Raw genomic sequence first — 17,960 nt, 5'->3', positions numbered from 1 at the left:
AGGTGACCGGAAAGGCGCCGGTCAAACATCGAGCCCCGACCGGTATCGCTACCGGCCGGGGCTCGAAGAGCTTCCGCGCTGACCTGGGGCCGTCAGGCCGCCACGACGTCCACAGCCTCCTTGGGCGGCTTGATGGTCACCCGCTCGTCCGGGACGCCCGTCACAGAGGTGACGGACACCGAATTGAGCATGGGCCGCATCGGTGCGGGCACCTTCTCGCTCGCCGTGGCCGACTCCGCCAGCTCCGCGAGCGACAGCTCGTCGCTGACCTCGCGCATGACCTGTGACATCCGTACGTCCAGGGCGTCGCAGATCGCCGACAGCAGCTCGGACGAGGCTTCCTTCTGCCCGCGCTCGACCTCTGACAGATAGCCGAGCGACACCCGGGCGGAGGAGGAAACCTCGCGCAGAGTACGGCCCTGGCGCTGGCGCTGCCGGCGCAGCACGTCACCCAGCAGGCGACGGAGCAGAATCATCGCTGGCTCCCTCCTCGGACCTCGGATCCGGATCCTTCTCGCCCCACCGTACCGCCTCTGGCTGTGCGCGTGCGGGGAGCGATGTCGTGTTCACTCAGGGCTGCAAACATCAAAATTCGTCGTGTTGTTCCGTATCCTGTGCCCCCGCTGTCGCGATCAATTCGCTGAACAGCAGCTTGACCGCGGCGCGGACGCTCTCTGCGCGGATTCCGGCCCGGTCCCCCTCCAGCCGCAGCGCCGCGGCCGCGGGCTTGTTCGAGGGCCCGGCGACGGCCACGTGGACGGTGCCCACGGGCTTTCCGTCCTGCGGTGTGGGACCCGCCACACCGGTGGTCGCCACGCCCCAGTCGGCGCCCAGTGCGCGCCGTACGCCCCCCGCCATCTGCCGGGCGACCTCCGCGTCCACCGCCCCGCGCTCGGCCAGCAGCGCGCCGTCCACGCCCAGCAGGTCGCGCTTGAGGTCGGTGGCGTACGCGGTCACCGAGCCGCGGAAGGCGTGGGAGGCCCCGTCCACGGCGGTCAGCTCGGCGGCCACCAGGCCGCCGGTCAGGGACTCGGCGACGGCCACGGTCTGCCCGCGCCGCCGCAGCAGCGCCAGGACCCCGGCCGCGCTCGCCCCGGCGGCGCCGTCCCGGGCCGCCGCCGTCTCGTCGCCGCTCATCGGGCCGGTTCCTGCCCGGGCTCCTCCGCCGCACCGGCGCTCTCCACCGCACGGCCCGCCCGGCGCAGCACCAGGGCCTGCCGTACGTAGTCGAGGCCGGTGAGGACGGTCAGGGCGACGGCCACGGCCATCACCCAGAACCTCAGCGTGGCCAGCGGCCCGGTGAGCACGAGGATGTACATCCCCACGGCCACGCCCTGGGCGAGGGTCTTCATCTTCCCGCCGCGGCTGGCCGGGATGACCCCGATCCGGATCACCCAGAACCGCATCAGGGTGATCCCCAGCTCACGGAAGATGATCACGCCCGTCACCCACCACGGCAGATCGCCGAGGGCCGACAGGCAGATCAGCGCCGCCCCCATGATCGCCTTGTCCGCGATGGGATCCGCGATCTTGCCGAAGTCGGTGACCAGGTTGTACCGGCGGGCCAGATGCCCGTCGAACAGGTCGGTGATCATGGCGATGGCGAAGGCGGCCCAGGCATAGGCGCGCCAGGCCGGGTCGTAGCCGCCGTTGTGGAGCATCAACAAAACGAACCCGGGCACCAGGACCAAGCGCGCCATGGTGAGGATGTTGGCGATGTTCCACAATCCGGCGGGCCGGGCGGCCGCGGCGGCCCGGTGGTGGCTCCCCGCGGCGGAGGCCGGGACGCCTGTCATCTGTCCGCCTCCTCCGTACATGCGCCGCCATCCGCCTGCTCCAGCGGTTCCAGCGGCTCCGCGACGAGGTCCACTCCCTCCGCCGCGATCACCTTCGCTTCGACCATACGTCCCGCGGCGGGCCGCGCCGAGGTGCGGAGCACGGTCTGCCCGTCGGTCTCCGGCGCCTGGTGGGCGGCCCGGCCCAGTACGGCACCGGTGTCGTCGATCTCGTCCACCAGCACCCTGACGGTCTCGCCGAGCCGCTCGTCCGCCCGCTGGGCGGTCAGCTCCTCCGCGAGCCGCGAGATGTGCTCCAGCCGGTCGGCGACCTCGTCCGGGTCGACCTTGTCCTCGTAGCCCGCGGCCTCGGTGCCGTCCTCGTCCGAGTACCCGAAGACGCCGATCGCGTCGAGCCGCGCCTCGCTGATGAAACGCTCCAGCTCGGCCAGGTCGTCCTCGGTCTCGCCAGGGAATCCGACGATGAAGTTCGAGCGGGCGCCTGCCTGCGGCGCCTTGCCTCTGATCGTTTCCAGCAGTTCGAGGAAGCGGTCGGTGTCGCCGAAGCGGCGCATCCGGCGCAGCACCCCGGGCGCGGAGTGCTGGAAGGACAGGTCGAAGTACGGGGCGACCTTCTCGGTGGAGGTCAGCACGTCGATCAGCCCGGGCCGCATCTCGGCGGGCTGGAGGTAGCTGACCCGGATCCGCTCGATCCCGTCCACCTCGGCCAGCTCGGGCAGCAGCGTCTCCAGCAGCCGGATGTCGCCCAGGTCCTTGCCGTACGAGGTGTTGTTCTCGGAGACCAGCATGATCTCCTTCACCCCCTGCTCGGCCAGCCACCGGGTCTCGCCCAGCACATCGGAGGGACGGCGGGAGATGAACGAGCCGCGGAAGGACGGGATGGCGCAGAAGGAACACCGCCGGTCGCACCCGGAGGCGAGCTTCACGGAGGCGACGGGGCTGTTCCCGAGTCTGCGGCGCAGCGGGGCGCGCGGCCCGGAGGCCGGGGCGACACCGGCGGGCAGGTCCTCGGGCCGGGTGTCCTGGGCGTGGCCGGGCAGCGCCACGGAGGAGGTGTCCTGGCGCTCGGCGGGGCTGATCGGCAGCAGCTTGCGCCGGTCGCGCGGGGTGTGGGAGGCGTGGATGCCACCGGAGAGGATGGTCTGAAGCCGGCCGGAGATGTCGGCGTAGTCGTCGAAGCCGAGCACACCGTCGGCCTCGGGCAGCGCCTCGGCCAGGTCCTTGCCGTACCGCTCGGCCATGCAGCCGACGGCCACGACCGCCTGGGTGCGGCCGTGGTCCTTCAGATCGTTCGCCTCCAGCAGGGCGTCGACCGAGTCCTTCTTGGCGGCCTCGACGAAGCCGCAGGTGTTGACGACGGCGACGTCGGCGTCGGCGGCTTGCTCGACGAGCTCCCAACCGTCGTCCGCCAAGCGGCCTGCGAGCTCCTCCGAGTCCACCTCGTTACGGGCGCAGCCAAGAGTGACAAGGGCGACAGTGCGGCGTTCGGGCATGGGCTCAGACTACTTTGTCGCAGCCCCGCCCTCCGCTGCCAGGTCTCCCACCCCGCCCGCCGGGCTGGTCAGCCCGCTTCGGGATCGCCCTTGGTGTAGCTCAGACGCTGAACGGTGCCGCTGTCGCTCAGGTTCTTGACTTCCTTGCCGTTCACGAAGAGCTTGATCGCCCCGGCGTTGCCCAGCACCAGGTCGATGCGCTTGCTGTCGCTGAAGGTCTTGGACTGGCCCTTCCGCAGCACGCCCTCTTCCATCAGCCGCCCGTTGTGGTCCTGGGCGGAGATCCAGCTCTGTCCGTCCTCCGCGGTCAGCTTGACGGTGACCTTGTCCGCCGGGACGCCCGCGATGGCGCTCTCGGACGGCTCGGGCTTCCGCTCGCCGGACTTGCTGGGACTGGCGCTGGGGCTGCTGGAGGTGGACGCGGTCGGCTTGGCCGAGCCGGTCTGCTCGGCGACCGAGGAGCCGTCGTTCTTGTCGCCGCCGCTGAAAAGCGTGAAGCCGACGAATCCGACGACGGCGACGATCGCGGCGACCATCGCGGCCGTCCAGTTCGGGCGGCGGGGTTCGGGACGGATGCGCTCGGCATCGAACAGCGGCGCCGCCGGGGTCGGCTCGGGCCGGCCGCCGTGTTCGGCGTCGAATTGGTTGATCAAGGTCTCCGGGTCGAGCCGGACGGCGCGCGCGAGCACACGAATGTGCCCCCGGGCGTACACATCCCCGCCGCAGCGGGAGAAGTCGTCCTGCTCGATCCCCTGCACTATGGGCACGCGCACCCGGGTGACGGAACTGACCTCGTCGACGGTCAGCCCCGCGGCGATGCGGGCCTGCTGGAGGGCGCGACCGACGGAAGGCCGGTCTTCTTCGGGGGAGTTGCCGTCTTCGAGATCGTTGCCGATGGACACGGGGGCGCCTTTCGAGCGTGTAGCCACCTGCTGGAGGTTCAGTCTAGGGGTGGGACGAAAGGGTCGGGCAAGCGGGAGGACGGAGTTTGTCCGCCATCGGGATTGACCTGTAACCAAGATCCTGGGACGTCACTCCGCCACCTCCCTCAACTTGACGTCTCGGCAGGGGAAACGGTTGCCCGCCATACCCTTATGAGTGAGCCTTACCGCGGATCACCGCGATCACGCCATCCAATTCATCCGGCTTGACGAGCACATCGCGCGCCTTGGAGCCCTCGCTCGGCCCGACCACCCCGCGCGACTCCATGAGATCCATCAGCCGGCCCGCCTTGGCGAAGCCCACCCGCAGCTTGCGCTGGAGCATCGACGTCGACCCGAATTGCGTGGAAACCACCAGCTCAGCGGCCTGGCACAGCAGATCGAGATCATCGCCGATCTCCTCGTCGATCTCCTTCTTCTTCGACGTCCCGACCGTGACGTCGTCCCGGAAGACCGGCGCCATCTGCTCCTTGCAGTGCGCGACGATCGCCTGCACCTCGGCCTCGGTCACGAACGCGCCCTGCATCCGGACCGGCTTGTTCGCGCCCATCGGCAGGAACAGCCCGTCGCCCTTGCCGATCAGCTTCTCGGCGCCGGGCTGGTCCAGGATGACCCGGCTGTCGGCCAGCGAGGAGGTGGCGAAGGCGAGCCGCGAGGGCACGTTCGCCTTGATCAGACCGGTGACGACGTCCACGGACGGCCGCTGGGTGGCCAGCACCAGGTGGATGCCCGCCGCCCGGGCCAGCTGCGTGATCCGCACGATCGAGTCCTCGACGTCCCGCGGCGCGACCATCATCAGGTCCGCCAGCTCGTCGACGATCACCAGCAGATACGGATACGGCTTGAGCTCCCGCTCGCTGCCCTCGGGCTGCTTCACCTTTCCGGTGCGCACCGCGTCGTTGAAGTCGTCGATGTGGCGGAAGCCGAACGCGGCGAGGTCGTCGTAGCGGAGATCCATTTCGCGGACGACCCATTGCAGGGCCTCGGCCGCGCGCTTGGGGTTGGTGATGATCGGTGTGATCAGATGCGGAATGCCCTCGTACGCGGTCAGCTCCACGCGCTTGGGGTCGACCAGCACCATGCGCACGTCGTCCGGGGTGGCGCGCACCATGACCGAAGTGATCAGGCAGTTGATGCACGACGACTTTCCGGAACCGGTCGCGCCCGCCACCAGCACATGCGGCATCGTGGCCAGGTTGTGCGCCACGTAGCCGCCCTCGACGTCCTTGCCGAGCCCGACGACCATCGGGTGCGTCTCGCCCACCGAGTCGGCCGAGCGCAGCACGTCCCCCAGGTTGACCATCTCGCGGTCGCTGTTGGGGATTTCGATGCCGACCGCCGACTTGCCGGGGATCGGGCTGATGATCCGCACATCGGGGCTGGCGACGGCGTACGCGATGTTCTTGGTCAGCGCCGTGATCCGCTCGACCTTGACGGCCGGGCCCAGCTCCACTTCGTAGCGGGTGACCGTCGGTCCGCGGGTGAAGCCGGTGACCGCGGCGTCCACCTTGAACTCCGAGAACACCTTCGACAGCGACTCCACCACCGCGTCGTTGGCGGCGCTGCGGGTCTTGCCGGGGCCGCCGCGCTCCAGGAGGTCGAACGAGGGCAGCGCGTAGGTGATGTCGCCGGAGAGCTGGAGCTGCTCGGCACGCGGCGGCAGCGGTTCGCCCGGGTCGGTGTACGCCCGGGTGCGGTCGGGGACCTCGGCCCGCTCCGGCGCGGCGGAATCGTCCCCCCGGCCCTTCTTGCCCTTGCCCTGCGCCGCTGTGCCCGGCGCGGCCTGACCGGAGTTGCCGGAGTCGTGCGTGACGGACCCGCTGCCGGTGCCGGATGCCCCGTCGTGGTCGTCCTGCTCGCCCGAGATGCCGCTGCTGAGCCCGGCGACGAGCGGTGAGGGCTGGACGCCGTGCAGCACCGCGCCGTCCAGCGAGGCGGCCGCGGCGGCCGCCACGTCCACGGCGTCCATGGGGCGGTCCAGCGGCGGCTGGACGGACGACTGCCGACGCGACCTGCGGCGCTTGCGCAGCGCCTCCTCCTCGGCCTGCTCGGGGTCGCTCGCGCCGTCCGCGGACTCTTTCTCCAGCGAGGTCCTGCGAGGCCGCCTGGCGGGCTTCTCACGCCATTCGTCGGCGTACTCCCCGGCGGCGTCGCCCTCGTGGTCGTACGCCCCCTCCTCGTCCCGCACCAGGCCTAGCCGGACGCCGAGCGCCCGCAGCCGCTGCGGAATCGCGGCGACCGGTGTCGCGGTGACGACCAGCAGCCCGAAGACGGTGAGCAGCACCAGCAGCGGTACGGCCAGCACATCGCCCATGGCGTAGATCAACGGCCGGGAGACCGCCCAGCCGATCAGCCCGCCCGCGTCCTGGATCGCCGCGTCGCCCTGGCCGCGTCCGGGGGCGCCGCAGGCGATGTGGACCTGCCCGAGGACGCCGATCACCAACGCGGACAGGCCGATCACGATCCGCCCGTTGGCCTCGGGGCGTTCGGGGTGGAGGAACAGCCGCCCGGCGATGGCGCCCAGGAGTATCGGCACCACCAGGTCCAGGCGGCCGAAGGCGCCGGTGACGAGCATCTCGACCAGATCGCCCACCGGCCCCTGGAGGCTGGACCACGTCCCGGCCGCGACGATCAGGGCCAGCGCGAGCAACAGCAGTGCGCTGCCGTCCTTGCGATGGGCCGGGTCGAGCCCCTTCGCGCCGCGCCCTATGGAACGGAACATCGCCGCGACGGCGCGCGCGAGACCCATCCAGACGGCGCGCGCGGCGCGGTACACACCGCTGGTCGCGTAGGGCGCGGGCGGCGGAGGGGCTGCCTTGGCGGCCGCCTTCTTCTTCGGGGCCGCCTTCTTCGCGGGCGCGGCTGCCTTCTTGGCGGGCGCCTTCTTGGCCGCCGCCTTCTTCGCGGGCGCCTTCTTCACAGCGCCTCCGGACTGCCCGGCGCGCTTCTTCGAGGTGCCCGCCGTGCTCTGGGAACCCTTGCCGGACGTACGAGAGGCCATGGGGGCGAGATTACCCGCGTCCGCCGTACGGAGCACGTATGGCATGGGTATCCGGCGCCACCGAGGTCACACCCGTGTCGCGTCCGGGCGGAACACCGGCCGGACGGTGAAGGGAGGGTGACAGGACGTCAACGGTCGGGTGGTCACGCGGTGGTGCGACGGCGCGGCGCTCAGTTCTGCGAGGGGACCTGACCGGCTCCGCTGCCCGCGCCGGGCTCCAGCGCGTCCAGGGCGCGGCGCAGGCCGGTGAGCTTGCGCTCCAGATGGGCCGCGGTGGCCACGGCCGCCGCGTCCGCCGACTCGTCCAGCTGCTTGGACAGCGCCTCGGCCTGCTCCTCCACGGCGGCGAGCCGCGCGGACAGCTCGGCCAGCAGCCCGGCCGACTCCTTGTCCCCGGCGGCCGGCTGGCCGCCCTCCAACTGGAGCCGCAGCAGGGAGGCCTGCTCCCGCAGCTGGCAGTTCTTCATGTACAGATCGACGAAGACCGAGACCTTCGCTCTGAGCACCCAGGGGTCGAAGGGTTTGGAGATGTAGTCGACCGCGCCCGCCGCATACCCCCGGAAGGTGTGGTGCGGGCCGTGGTTGATCGCGGTGAGGAAGATGATCGGGATGTCCCGGGTCCGCTCCCGCCGCTTGATGTGCGCCGCGGTCTCGAACCCGTCCATGCCCGGCATCTGGACATCCAGCAGGATCACCGCGAAGTCGTCCGTCAGCAGCGCCTTGAGCGCTTCCTCCCCTGACGATGCCCGCACCAGGGTCTGATCGAGCGCGGAGAGAATGGCCTCCAGCGCCAGCAGATTCTCCGGCCGGTCATCGACCAGGAGGATCTTGGCCTTCTGCACCATGCCCCGTCCTCCTCGTCCCGGCTTGGGGTCTCCCCAGCTCGAAGCGCTGGGGGAAGCACCGGGCGCCGCCCCAGGGGACGACTCCCTTGCGTCGCCCGTCCTTGTGCCGGTCATGGTAGCCGCACCCCGCTGTTCGCCACACCCTGTCACCGCGATGTCACTGTGCACGTAGCAGAAACGCGGTGGGAGACCAGAAGGTTCCCCGATTCCCGCGTTCCCACACGTGTTCGGCGACAGTCAGTCAACACCACGATGGCGTCCGGTGTCCCATCGGACACTCCCCTGCCTTTCACCTGGTCACTCATCCGACATCCACTGCTCCATCACCGTAAGGAGATGATCGGTGTCGACGGGCTTGGTGACATAGTCCGACGCGCCCGCCTCGATGCTCTTCTCCCGGTCGCCCTTCATCGCCTTCGCGGTGAGCGCGATGATGGGCAGCCCGGCGAACTGCGGCATCCTGCGGATCGCCGCCGTCGTGGCGTAACCGTCCATCTCCGGCATCATGATGTCCATCAGGACGAGTACCACATCGTCGTGCTGCTCCAGGACTTCGATGCCCTCCCGCCCGTTCTCGGCGTAGAGCACCTGGAGCCCGTGCTGTTCCAGCACGCTGGTGAGCGCGAAGACGTTACGGATGTCGTCGTCGACGATGAGCACCTTCTCACCGTGGAAGCCGCCCGTCGGCTCCGGGGCCACCAGATCCTGACCGCCCAGCATCCACGGCTCGGAGGCCTGCGGCTGCCGGCTGCCGGTGCCGGACCTGCCGCCGTTCCGGCGGGCCTCCTCCGGGGCGGCCGTCTGCGGTTCGGGAGCCTGTGACGGCTCCTGCTCGGTCCGCTGACGCCGCCGGAAGAGCCCGGCGGCCCCGCGGGTCCGCTGCGCCGTGGCGTCGGCGGTGACGTCGTGCTCGGGCTCCCGCTCCGCCGCGGCCCCGGACTCGTCGTCCTCCGCGCCCTCGGCCGGGTCGTACGGCTCCAGCGCCGGCGGGCCCGCGCTGCCCGGTGTGAGCTGCGGGTAGCCCTGCGGGGGCAGCTCGCTGGGGTACAGCGGCAGGTACAGCGTGAAGGTCGAGCCGCGGCCCGGCTCACTGGCCGCGTGGATCTCACCGCCGAGCAGCCGGGCGATCTCCCGGCTGATGGACAGGCCGAGGCCGGTGCCGCCGTACTTCCTGCTGGTGGTCCCGTCGGCCTGCTTGAACGCCTCGAAGATCACTCGCATCTTGCTCGCGGCGATGCCGATACCGGTGTCGGTGACCGAGAAGGCGATCATGTCGGCCTCGGGGTCGCGCAACGCGCCGTGTTCCAGCAGCTGTTCCCGGATGGCGTTCGGCACGTCCACCCCGGCCGGGCGGATGACCAGTTCCACGGCGCCGCCGTCGGTGAACTTCACCGCATTGGACAGCAGGTTGCGGAGCACCTGGAGCAGCCGCTGCTCGTCGGTGTGCAGCGTCGCCGGAAGCTCCGGCGAGACCCGGACGGAGAAGTCGAGGCCCTTCTCGGCGGTCAGCGGCCGGAACGTGGCCTCCACGTAGTCGACGAGCTGGACCAGCGCGATCCGCGTCGGGCTGACGTCCATCTTGCCCGCCTCGACCTTCGACAGGTCGAGGATGTCGTTGATCAGCTGGAGCAGGTCCGAACCGGCCCCGTGGATCGTCTCGGCGAACTCCACCTGCTTCGGCGAGAGATTGCCCTCGGCGTTGTCCGCGAGCAGCTTGGCGAGGATCAGCAGCGAGTTGAGCGGTGTGCGCAGCTCGTGCGACATGTTCGCCAGGAACTCGCTCTTGTAGCGCATCGAGACCGCGAGCTGCTCGGCGCGCTCCTCCAGGACCTGCCGGGCCTCCTCGATCTCGGTGTTCTTCACCTCGATGTCGCGGTTCTGCCGGGCCAGCCGGTCGGACTTCTCCTCCAGCTCCGCGTTGGACGCCTGGAGCGCCTTCTGCCTGTTCTCCAGCTCCGCCGACCGCTCCCGCAGCTGCTCGGTCAGCTCCTGGGACTGCTTGAGCAGCACCTCGGTCTTGGTGTTGACGCTGATGGTGTTGACGCTGGTGCCGATCATCTCGGCGATCTGGTTGAGGAAGTCCTTCTGGATCTGCGCGAAGGGCTGGAACGAGGCCAGCTCGATCACGCCGAGCAGCTGGCCCTCGAAGAGCACCGGCAGCACGATCACATGGGCCGGGGCCGCCTCGCCGAGCCCCGAGGCGATCTTGAGGTAGCCCGGCGGCACGTTCTCCACCAGGATCGGGCGCTTCTCCTCGGCGACCGTGCCGATCAGCGTCTCGCCCGGCCGGAAGGACGTGGGCATCGAGCCGATGGAGTAGCCGTAGGAGCCGATCAGGCGCAGCTCGTAGCCCTCCTCGGCGGTGCTGTCCGCGACCACCTCGGTGCCGTCACCGGCGGGGACCGCCAGGAAGAACGCGCCGTGCTGGGCGGAGACCACCGGGGTCAGCTCGCTCATGATCAGCCGGGCGACGTCCTCCAGGTCGCGCCGCCCCTGCATCAGACCGGAGATCCGGGCGAGGTTGCCCTTCAGCCAGTCCTGCTCCTTGTTGGCGAGCGTGGTCTCGCGCAGGTTCGCGATCATGGTGTTGATGTGGTCCTGGAGGACCTGGATCTCACCGGAGGCATCCACGTCGATCTTGAGGTTGAGGTCGCCGCGGGTCACCGCGGTCGCGACCTCGGCGATGGCGCGCACCTGACGGGTCAGGTTCCCGGCCATCTCGTTCACCGACTCGGTGAGGTCCTTCCAGGTGCCGGCCACGTCCCGCACCCGCGCCTGGCCGCCCAACTGCCCCTCGGTGCCCACCTCACGGGCCACCCGGGTCACCTGGTCGGCGAAGGACGACAGCTGGTCCACCATCGTGTTGATCGTGGTCTTGAGTTCGAGGATCTCGCCCCGCGCCTCGATGTCGATCTTCTTGGTCAGGTCACCCTGGGCGATCGCCGTGGTGACCATCGCGATGTTGCGCACCTGTCCGGTCAGGTTGGACGCCATCGAGTTCACGGACTCGGTGAGGTCCTTCCACGTCCCCGACACGCCCGGCACCCGTGCCTGGCCGCCCAGGATGCCGTCCGTGCCCACCTCGCGCGCCACGCGGGTGACCTCGTCCGCGAACGAGGACAGCGTCGTCACCATCGTGTTGACGGTGTCGGCCAGCGCCGCGACCTCGCCGCGCGCCTCGACCGTGACCTTCTTGGTCAGATCGCCGTTGGCGACCGCGGCCGAGACCTGCGAGATGTTGCGCACCTGGATGGTCAGGTTATTGGCCATCAGGTTCACGTTGTTGCTGAGGTCCTTCCAGATGCCGGTCACGCCCGGCACCCGCGCCTGACCGCCCAACTGGCCTTCCGTGCCCACCTCACGGGCCACCCGGGTGACCTGCTCGGCGAACGACGACAGCTGGTCCACCATGGTGTTCACGGTGGTGACGAGCTCCAGGATCTCGCCCTTGGCATCGACCGTGATCTTCTTCGACAGGTCGCCCTTGGCGACCGCCGTCGTCACCTCGGCGATGGAACGCACCTGGGACGTCAGGTTGTTGGCCATGCCGTTGACGGACTGGGTCAGGTCCTTCCAGGTGCCGGAGACCCCCTGCACCTCGGCCTGACCGCCCAACTGGCCCTCGGTGCCCACCTCGCGGGCGACCCGGGTGACCTCCTCCGCGAAGGACGACAGCTGGTCGACCATCGTGTTCAGGGTGTTCTTCAGCTCCAGGATCTCGCCCCGGGCGTCGACGTCGATCTTCTGCGACAGGTCACCGCGCGCGACCGCCGTGGCGACCTGCGCGATGTTACGGACCTGGGCGGTCAGGTTGCCCGCCATGCCGTTCACCGAGTCGGTCAGGTCGCGCCAGACGCCCGCGACGCCGGGCACCTGCGCCTGACCGCCCAGCCGGCCGTCCGTACCCACTTCGCGGGCGACCCGGGTCACCTGCTCGGCGAAGTCGGACAGCTGGTCGACCATCGTGTTGATGGTGTTCTTCAGCTCCAGGATCTCGCCGCGCGCGTCCACCTCGATCTTCTGCGACAGGTCGCCCCGGGCGACCGCCGTGGTCACCTGGGCGATACCGCGCACCTGCGAGGTCAGGTTCCCCGCCATCGAGTTGACGGAGTCGGTCAGGTCCTTCCAGGTGCCGCTGACGCCGTCCACCCGGGCCTGGCCGCCCAGCCGGCCCTCGGTGCCCACGTCCCGCGCCATGCGGGTGACCTGGTCGGCGAACGAGGAGAGCTGATCCACCATGGTGTTCACGGTGTTCTTCAGCTTGAGCATCTCGCCGGAGACGTCGACGGTGACCTTCTGCGACAGGTCGCCGTTCGCCACCGCGGTCGTCACCTGGGCGATGTTGCGCACCTGTCCGGTGAGGTTGCGGAAGGCGGTGTTCACCGAATCCGTCAGGTCCTTCCACGTACCCGCCGCACCCGGCACCTGCGCCTGACCGCCCAGCTCACCCTCGACACCGATCTCCCGGGCCACCCGGGTCACCTCGGCACCGAAGGACTGAAGCTGGTCCACCATCGTGTTGACGGTGTTCTTCAGCTCCAGCATCTCGCCGGCCACGTCCACGGTGACCTTCTGCGACAAGTCACCGTTCGCCACCGCGGTCGTCACCTGCGCGATGTCCCGCACCTGGGCCGTCAGGTTGCGGAACGCGGTGTTCACCGAATCCGTCAGGTCCTTCCACGTACCCGCCGCACCCGGCACCTGCGCCTGACCGCCGAGCAGCCCCTCGGCGCCGACCTCGCTGGCCACCCGCGTGACCTCGTCCGCGAAGGTGCGCAGCGTCTCCGTCATCGTGTTGATCGTGTCGGCGAGCTGCGCGACCTCGCCGCGTGCGCTCACCGTCACCTTCTGCGACAGATCGCCGTTGGCGACCGCCGTCGTGACCTGGGCGATCCCGCGCACCTGGGCGGTGAGGTTCCCGGCCATGAGGTTGACGGAGTCCGTCAGGTCCTTCCAGACGCCCGCGACGCCCGGCACCTTCGCCTGGCCGCCCAGTTCACCCTCGGTGCCCACCTCACGCGCGACCCGGGTCACCTCGGCGGCGAACGAGGAGAGCTGGTCCACCATCGTGTTGACGGTTTCCTTCAGCTCGAGCATCTCCCCGGACACGTGAACCGTGACCTTCCGGGACAGATCACCCTTGGCCACCGCCGTCGTCACCAGGGCGATGTCCCGCACCTGGGCGGTGAGCCGGGACGCCATCGTGTTGACGGACTCCGTGAGGTCCTTCCACGAACCCGACATGCCGCGCACCCGGGCCTGACCGCCCAGCTTGCCCTCGGTGCCGACCTCACTGGCGACTCTCGTCACCTCGTCGGTGAACGCCGAGAGTTGATCCACCAGCCCATTGACGGTGCGCCCCACCTTGAGGAACTCACCGCGCAGCGGATGCGCCGACCCGTCGGCACCCTGTGCCCGCAGGTCCATGCGCTGCTCCAGGTCGCCCTCGGCGACCGCGGACAGCACCCGGCCCACCTCGGACACCGGCCGCACAAGATCGTCCACCAAGGCGTTGGACGCGTCAATAGCCGCCGCCCACTGACCCTCACAGGCCCCGGTCTCCAGCCGCTCCGTGAGCTTTCCCTCACGGCCGACCACCCGCCGCACCCGGGTCAGCTCGCCCGTGAGCTGGAGATTCCGCTCCGCGACCTCGTTGAAGACCGCGGCGATCTCGGACATGACGCCCTCGCCCGAGACCGTCAGCCGCTTGCGGAAGTTGCCGTCCCGCATCGCCGTCATCGCGGTCAGCAGCCGGTTCAGGGCCGCCGTATCCACTTCGGTCGTCCCATTGCTCCGGGACCGTCCGCCTTTCGCGCGCGTATTCGTGCCCCGCGCCGCTGCGCCAGACTCCACCGTGTCCCTCCCGCAGGGTTGACCGTCCTCGTCGGGTTCTTCTTCCAGCTTGCCCAGTGTTTCACCATGGCCCAACCAGGCCATAACAGTTCGGCAGCATCGCATACCGGCGCCAGCCCCCTCCGGGTGGAATCACGGCGGACCGGCATTCGCGGGGGCGGTTGAGGTAAGTAACCTGGCATCCGGCCAGGCATCGGAGGGGCGCTGCGACATGGGTGAGCAGTTCGCCGAGACACATATGAGGAGACCTGTGATCACCGCGCGGGCAGCCGCCACCTTCGAGCCGGTGGGACGCTCGGTCGCCGCCGCCCGCACCTTTGTCCGGGACACGCTCCAGGGCTGGGGCCTCACCGACATCGTGGACGACGCGGTCGTCCTCACCAGCGAACTCGTCACCAACGCGGTGGTGCACGCGGGCACCACCGCCGACGTCGTGTGCATCCGCGCGGACACCGGCGTCCGCGTCGAGGTCGCCGACCGCTACCCCGAACGAGAAGTTCCGCTCCAGAGCAACGGCGGTCACCACTTCGGAAGCCCTGATCGCGAGGGCGGCCGCGGTCTGCTACTGTGCGCCGCACTCGCCGCCCGCTGGGGTGTCGAGTACACGGCCACCCACAAGCAGGTCTGGTTCCAGCTCGACTTCCCCGAGCGGCCGGCCGGCACGCGGGCCGCCGGGCCCGCGCTGCCCTCCAGCGCCCTGCCGATCGCCGACGCCCGGGTCCACGTCGGGGTCGTCCAGGTCGACAGCGACGGCCTCATCAGCGCCTGGAACGACGACGCTCAGGAACTGTTCGGCTACAGCCCGGAACAGATCGTCGGCAAGCCCCTGACCGACCTCGCCGCCTGGCCGCACACCCCCGGCACCAGCACCGGCGTCGCCGAGGCGCTCCAGCTCTCCCGCTGGGAGGGCTCGTACGGCATCCGCGGCGCCGACGGCCGCGTCTCCCCCGTCTACGCCTCCCACCTGCGCATCCGCGATGCCGACGGCGCCCCCTCCACCGTCTGTCTACTGGTCCGCGACCGTGAGCGCGCCGTCTTGCAGAGCCCGATGCGCGGCGCCGCGGCCGACACCTCCGACTCCTCCGAGCGCGGCCCGGCCAGCGACGCCTTCGAGGTCTTCATCGGCTCCCCCGCCCCCGACGACCTCGACGGACTCCTCCAGCGCACCGTCGAACGCGCTCGCGACATGCTCGACGGGGACGCCGCCTATCTGCTGCTCGCCACCGACGACGAGACCGAGCTGGAGGTGCGCGCCTCCACCGGGCTGCCGTCCGCCCGGCAGCGCTTCGCCCGCGTCCCCGTCGAAGCGGGCACCGGGCGCTACGGGTCGGCGCGGATGCCCGCCGTCCACGAGGACCTGTCCGCCGTCCCCGGCGCGGTGCCCCTGCTGGTCAACACCGGTATGCGCTCGGTCGTCACCGTCCCCCTCAAGGTCGAGGGCCGCCTCACCGGCTCGCTCGGCGTCGCCGCCGAGGCCCCCGGCCGCTACAGCAACGAGGAGGCGCTGCGGCTCCAGTTCGCCGCCGACCGCATCGCGCTCGCTGTCGAGCGCGCCCGCCTCACCGAGCTGGAGCGGCTGCGCCGCGGCTCCCTGTCGTTCCTCGTGGAGGCGTCCGATCTCCTCGCGGGCACCCTCGACCGCGACCAGACACTGGCCCTCATGGCACAGATGACGGTGCCCACCCTGGCCAGCTGGTGCGCCGTCTATACGGTCGCCGACCAGGCGTCCGACCCCGAGCTGTCGTACGTCCTGCATGAGGACGAGGACCGGATCGACGGCCTCAAGGCCCTGCTCACCAAGATCGACCCACCGGAGCAGGTGCCCACCGGCGGTGCCCGCGGCTGGACCGGCCCCTACGAGGCGGCTCACGCGGCCGCGCTGCGCACTTCGCTGCGCAGCCTGAGCCTCGGCGACTCCGCCCGGCCCTCCTCGGGCCCGGGCGCCTCGCTCGCGACCGCGTCCGCCGTCGGCGGCGAGACGGTCGTCCTGCCGCTGGTGGCCCGTAACCGCGTCATCGGCATGCTCACCCTCGGCAAGCCCACCGACGAGCACTTCCGCCAGGAGAACCTGGAGCTGGCCGAGGACCTCTCCCGCCGGGCCGCGCTCGCGCTCGACAACGCGCGGCTCTACTCGGAGCGCACCGCCATCAGCCAGTCCCTCCAGCGCAGCCTGCTGCCGCCCGAGCAGCCGGAGGTCCCCGGAGTCGAGGTCGAGGTCATCTACCGCGCCGCCGGTGAGGGCAACGAGGTCGGCGGTGACTTCTACGACCTCTTCCCGATCCGCGACGGCGCGTACGGGTTCGCCATCGGCGACGTCTGCGGCACCGGGCCGGAGGCCGCCGCGGTCACCGGTCTCGCCCGGCACGCGCTGCGCTTGCTCGCCCGCGAGGGCTTCGGCGGCCCGGCGGTCCTGGAGCGGCTCAACGCGGCGATCCTCGACGAGGGCGCCCGCAGCCGCTTCCTCACGCTCCTCTACGGGGAGCTGTGGCCGCAGCAGGACGGCGGCGCGGTGCTCAAGGTCGTCTGCGCAGGCCACCCGCTGCCGCTCCGGCTGCGCCAGGACGGCTCCGTCGAGGCGGCCGCCGAGCCGCAGCCCCTGCTCGGCGTCATGGACGATCTGGAGCTGTACGAGCAGACGGTGACGCTCGACCCCGGCGACGTCCTGCTGTGCGTCACCGACGGGGTCACCGAGCGCCGCGAGGGCACCAGGATGCTCGGCGACGACGGCCTGGTCGACGTCCTCACCACCTGCACCGGACTCACCGCGGGAGCGGTGGCCGCCCGGGTGCTGCGCGCGGTCGAGCGGTTCGCGGCCGAACCGCCGTCCGACGACATGGCGATCCTCGCAATGCGCGTCCCCGAGCCGCAGGACGCCTGACCGCCAGGGCCGGGGCACCGATGGTGCCCCGGCGTCCTCGGCCCCTTTCAACATGGCTCAACATGACTCGACATGACGAAGGCCCCCGCCGGTTGGCGGGGGCCTTTCGCAGGAGAGCCCCAATACGGAATCGAACCGTAGACCTTCTCCTTACCATGGAGACGCTCTGCCGACTGAGCTATTGGGGCGCGGCAACGGGATAGATCATACCCGAATTCGAGAGTGCTCTCGACCACCCGCCCCGTCAACCGCTCAGGCCGCTGACTGCAACAGGCCTCCCAATGCGTTGCAGGCGGAGACCACGCGCTGCAACTCCCGCCGGGACATGGCGGGATCGACGGGGAGAGCGAGGCATTCGTCGGCCGCGCGCTCCGTCTCCGCGAGCCACAGATCGCGCCTGAAGCGCGCTGTGCGGTGCGCCGGGGTCTGAATCGGTACGTGGCACACGACGCCGCGAGAACGCAGCGTACGGGCGAATGCGTCCCGGTCCGGGCGTCCGTTGCCCGGCACCCTCACGACGTACTGCTGATACGTGTGTTCCATGCCGGGCTTGGACGCGGGGGTGACGACCCCGCGCAGCTTTCCGTTCAGATAGGCCGCATTGGCCTGTCGACGCAGGATCTCGCCGACCGGCTCGCACACGGCGCCGTGTCCGATCACGAGCACGCCGTACCGCTGTCCCAGCTCGGTGAGCCGGGCCATGTCGGCCGGGTGTCCGAAGGTGTGTATGGCCACGATGGCCGCGGTGCGGGGCGTCAGCGCCTCGGCCACCGCGTCCGGGCTTATGCAGAAAGTGTGCGCGTCGATGTCCACGAACACCGGCCGCGCGCCGGCGAGGAGCACCGCCTCCGCCGCTTCGGGTGTGCCGTAGGACGGCACGATCACCTCGTCGCCCGGCCGTACTCCCGACCGGGTCAACTCACGCCACAGCTCATCCGTTGGAGTCCCCATGAACGGCATGTTGCCCACGCAACATGAACACCGAGTGGCTCGCAACACAACAAAAAGAGAGGCCTGTCGGGAACCGAAGTTCCGACAGGCCTCTCTCCAATATTTGTTCGGCGGCGTCCTACTCTCCCACAGGGTCCCCCCTGCAGTACCATCGGCGCTGAAAGGCTTAGCTTCCGGGTTCGGAATGTAACCGGGCGTTTCC

At 70.2% G+C, this 17,960-nt stretch carries 10 protein-coding genes, 1 tRNA gene and 1 rRNA gene; 1 reads left to right on the top strand and 11 read right to left on the bottom strand.

Annotation, left to right across the window (positions count from 1 at the left end; all coding sequences use genetic code 11):
* Positions 1-92 precede the first annotated feature (92 nt).
* The 8 genes from LCH29_RS18805 to LCH29_RS18770 form a co-directional block, all read right to left on the bottom strand.
* Entirely contained in the window at positions 93-476 is a 384-nt protein-coding gene (locus LCH29_RS18805; protein ID WP_123107066.1) for a helix-turn-helix domain-containing protein, read from the bottom strand.
* 109 nt (positions 477-585) lie between these two features.
* Positions 586-1,137 carry a CinA family protein gene (locus LCH29_RS18800; RefSeq protein WP_446462887.1) on the bottom strand — a complete coding sequence of 184 codons (552 nt, stop codon included), beginning with the start codon at positions 1,135-1,137 and terminating at the stop codon, positions 586-588.
* Entirely contained in the window at positions 1,134-1,796 is a 663-nt protein-coding gene (pgsA, locus tag LCH29_RS18795) for a CDP-diacylglycerol--glycerol-3-phosphate 3-phosphatidyltransferase (protein WP_446462886.1), read from the bottom strand. Before pgsA ends, LCH29_RS18800 begins: the two co-directional genes overlap by 4 nt.
* Entirely contained in the window at positions 1,793-3,289 is a 1,497-nt protein-coding gene (gene rimO / locus LCH29_RS18790; protein WP_446462885.1) for a 30S ribosomal protein S12 methylthiotransferase RimO, read from the bottom strand. The genes pgsA and rimO overlap by 4 nt, the downstream gene beginning before the upstream one ends.
* Before the next feature lie 68 nt (positions 3,290-3,357).
* Entirely contained in the window at positions 3,358-4,191 is an 834-nt protein-coding gene (locus LCH29_RS18785) for a helix-turn-helix domain-containing protein (protein ID WP_063735921.1), read from the bottom strand.
* A gap of 190 nt (positions 4,192-4,381) precedes the next feature.
* The gene (locus LCH29_RS18780) at positions 4,382-7,231 is read right to left on the bottom strand and encodes a DNA translocase FtsK (protein ID WP_446462884.1); all 2,850 of its coding nucleotides are present in this window, start codon (positions 7,229-7,231) and stop codon (positions 4,382-4,384) included.
* Positions 7,232-7,401: 170 nt separating this feature from the next.
* Entirely contained in the window at positions 7,402-8,076 is a 675-nt protein-coding gene (locus tag LCH29_RS18775; protein WP_009714629.1) for a response regulator, read from the bottom strand.
* A 297-nt stretch (positions 8,077-8,373) separates the two neighbouring features.
* Positions 8,374-13,929 carry a HAMP domain-containing protein gene (locus tag LCH29_RS18770; protein ID WP_446462883.1) on the bottom strand — a complete coding sequence of 1,852 codons (5,556 nt, stop codon included), beginning with the start codon at positions 13,927-13,929 and terminating at the stop codon, positions 8,374-8,376.
* 250 nt (positions 13,930-14,179) lie between these two features.
* Between LCH29_RS18770 and LCH29_RS18765 the strand changes: the two genes are divergently transcribed.
* Complete coding sequence (locus LCH29_RS18765) at positions 14,180-16,807, top strand: SpoIIE family protein phosphatase (RefSeq protein WP_446462965.1); 2,628 nt, start codon at positions 14,180-14,182, stop codon at positions 16,805-16,807.
* A 115-nt stretch (positions 16,808-16,922) separates the two neighbouring features.
* Here LCH29_RS18765 and LCH29_RS18760 read toward each other — a convergent pair.
* The 3 genes from LCH29_RS18760 to rrf form a co-directional block, all read right to left on the bottom strand.
* Positions 16,923-16,995, bottom strand: a tRNA-Thr gene (locus LCH29_RS18760).
* Between the two features lie 64 nt (positions 16,996-17,059).
* Complete coding sequence (locus tag LCH29_RS18755) at positions 17,060-17,767, bottom strand: DegT/DnrJ/EryC1/StrS family aminotransferase (RefSeq protein WP_446462964.1); 708 nt, start codon at positions 17,765-17,767, stop codon at positions 17,060-17,062.
* A gap of 96 nt (positions 17,768-17,863) precedes the next feature.
* A 5S ribosomal RNA gene (gene rrf / locus LCH29_RS18750) occupies positions 17,864-17,960 on the bottom strand; the annotation flags it as partial.

It is taken from the genome of Streptomyces sp. BRA346, assembly GCF_052851135.1.
The sequence above is the reverse complement of the archived record's forward strand: the minus strand, read 5'-3'. Positions and strand labels throughout refer to the sequence as shown.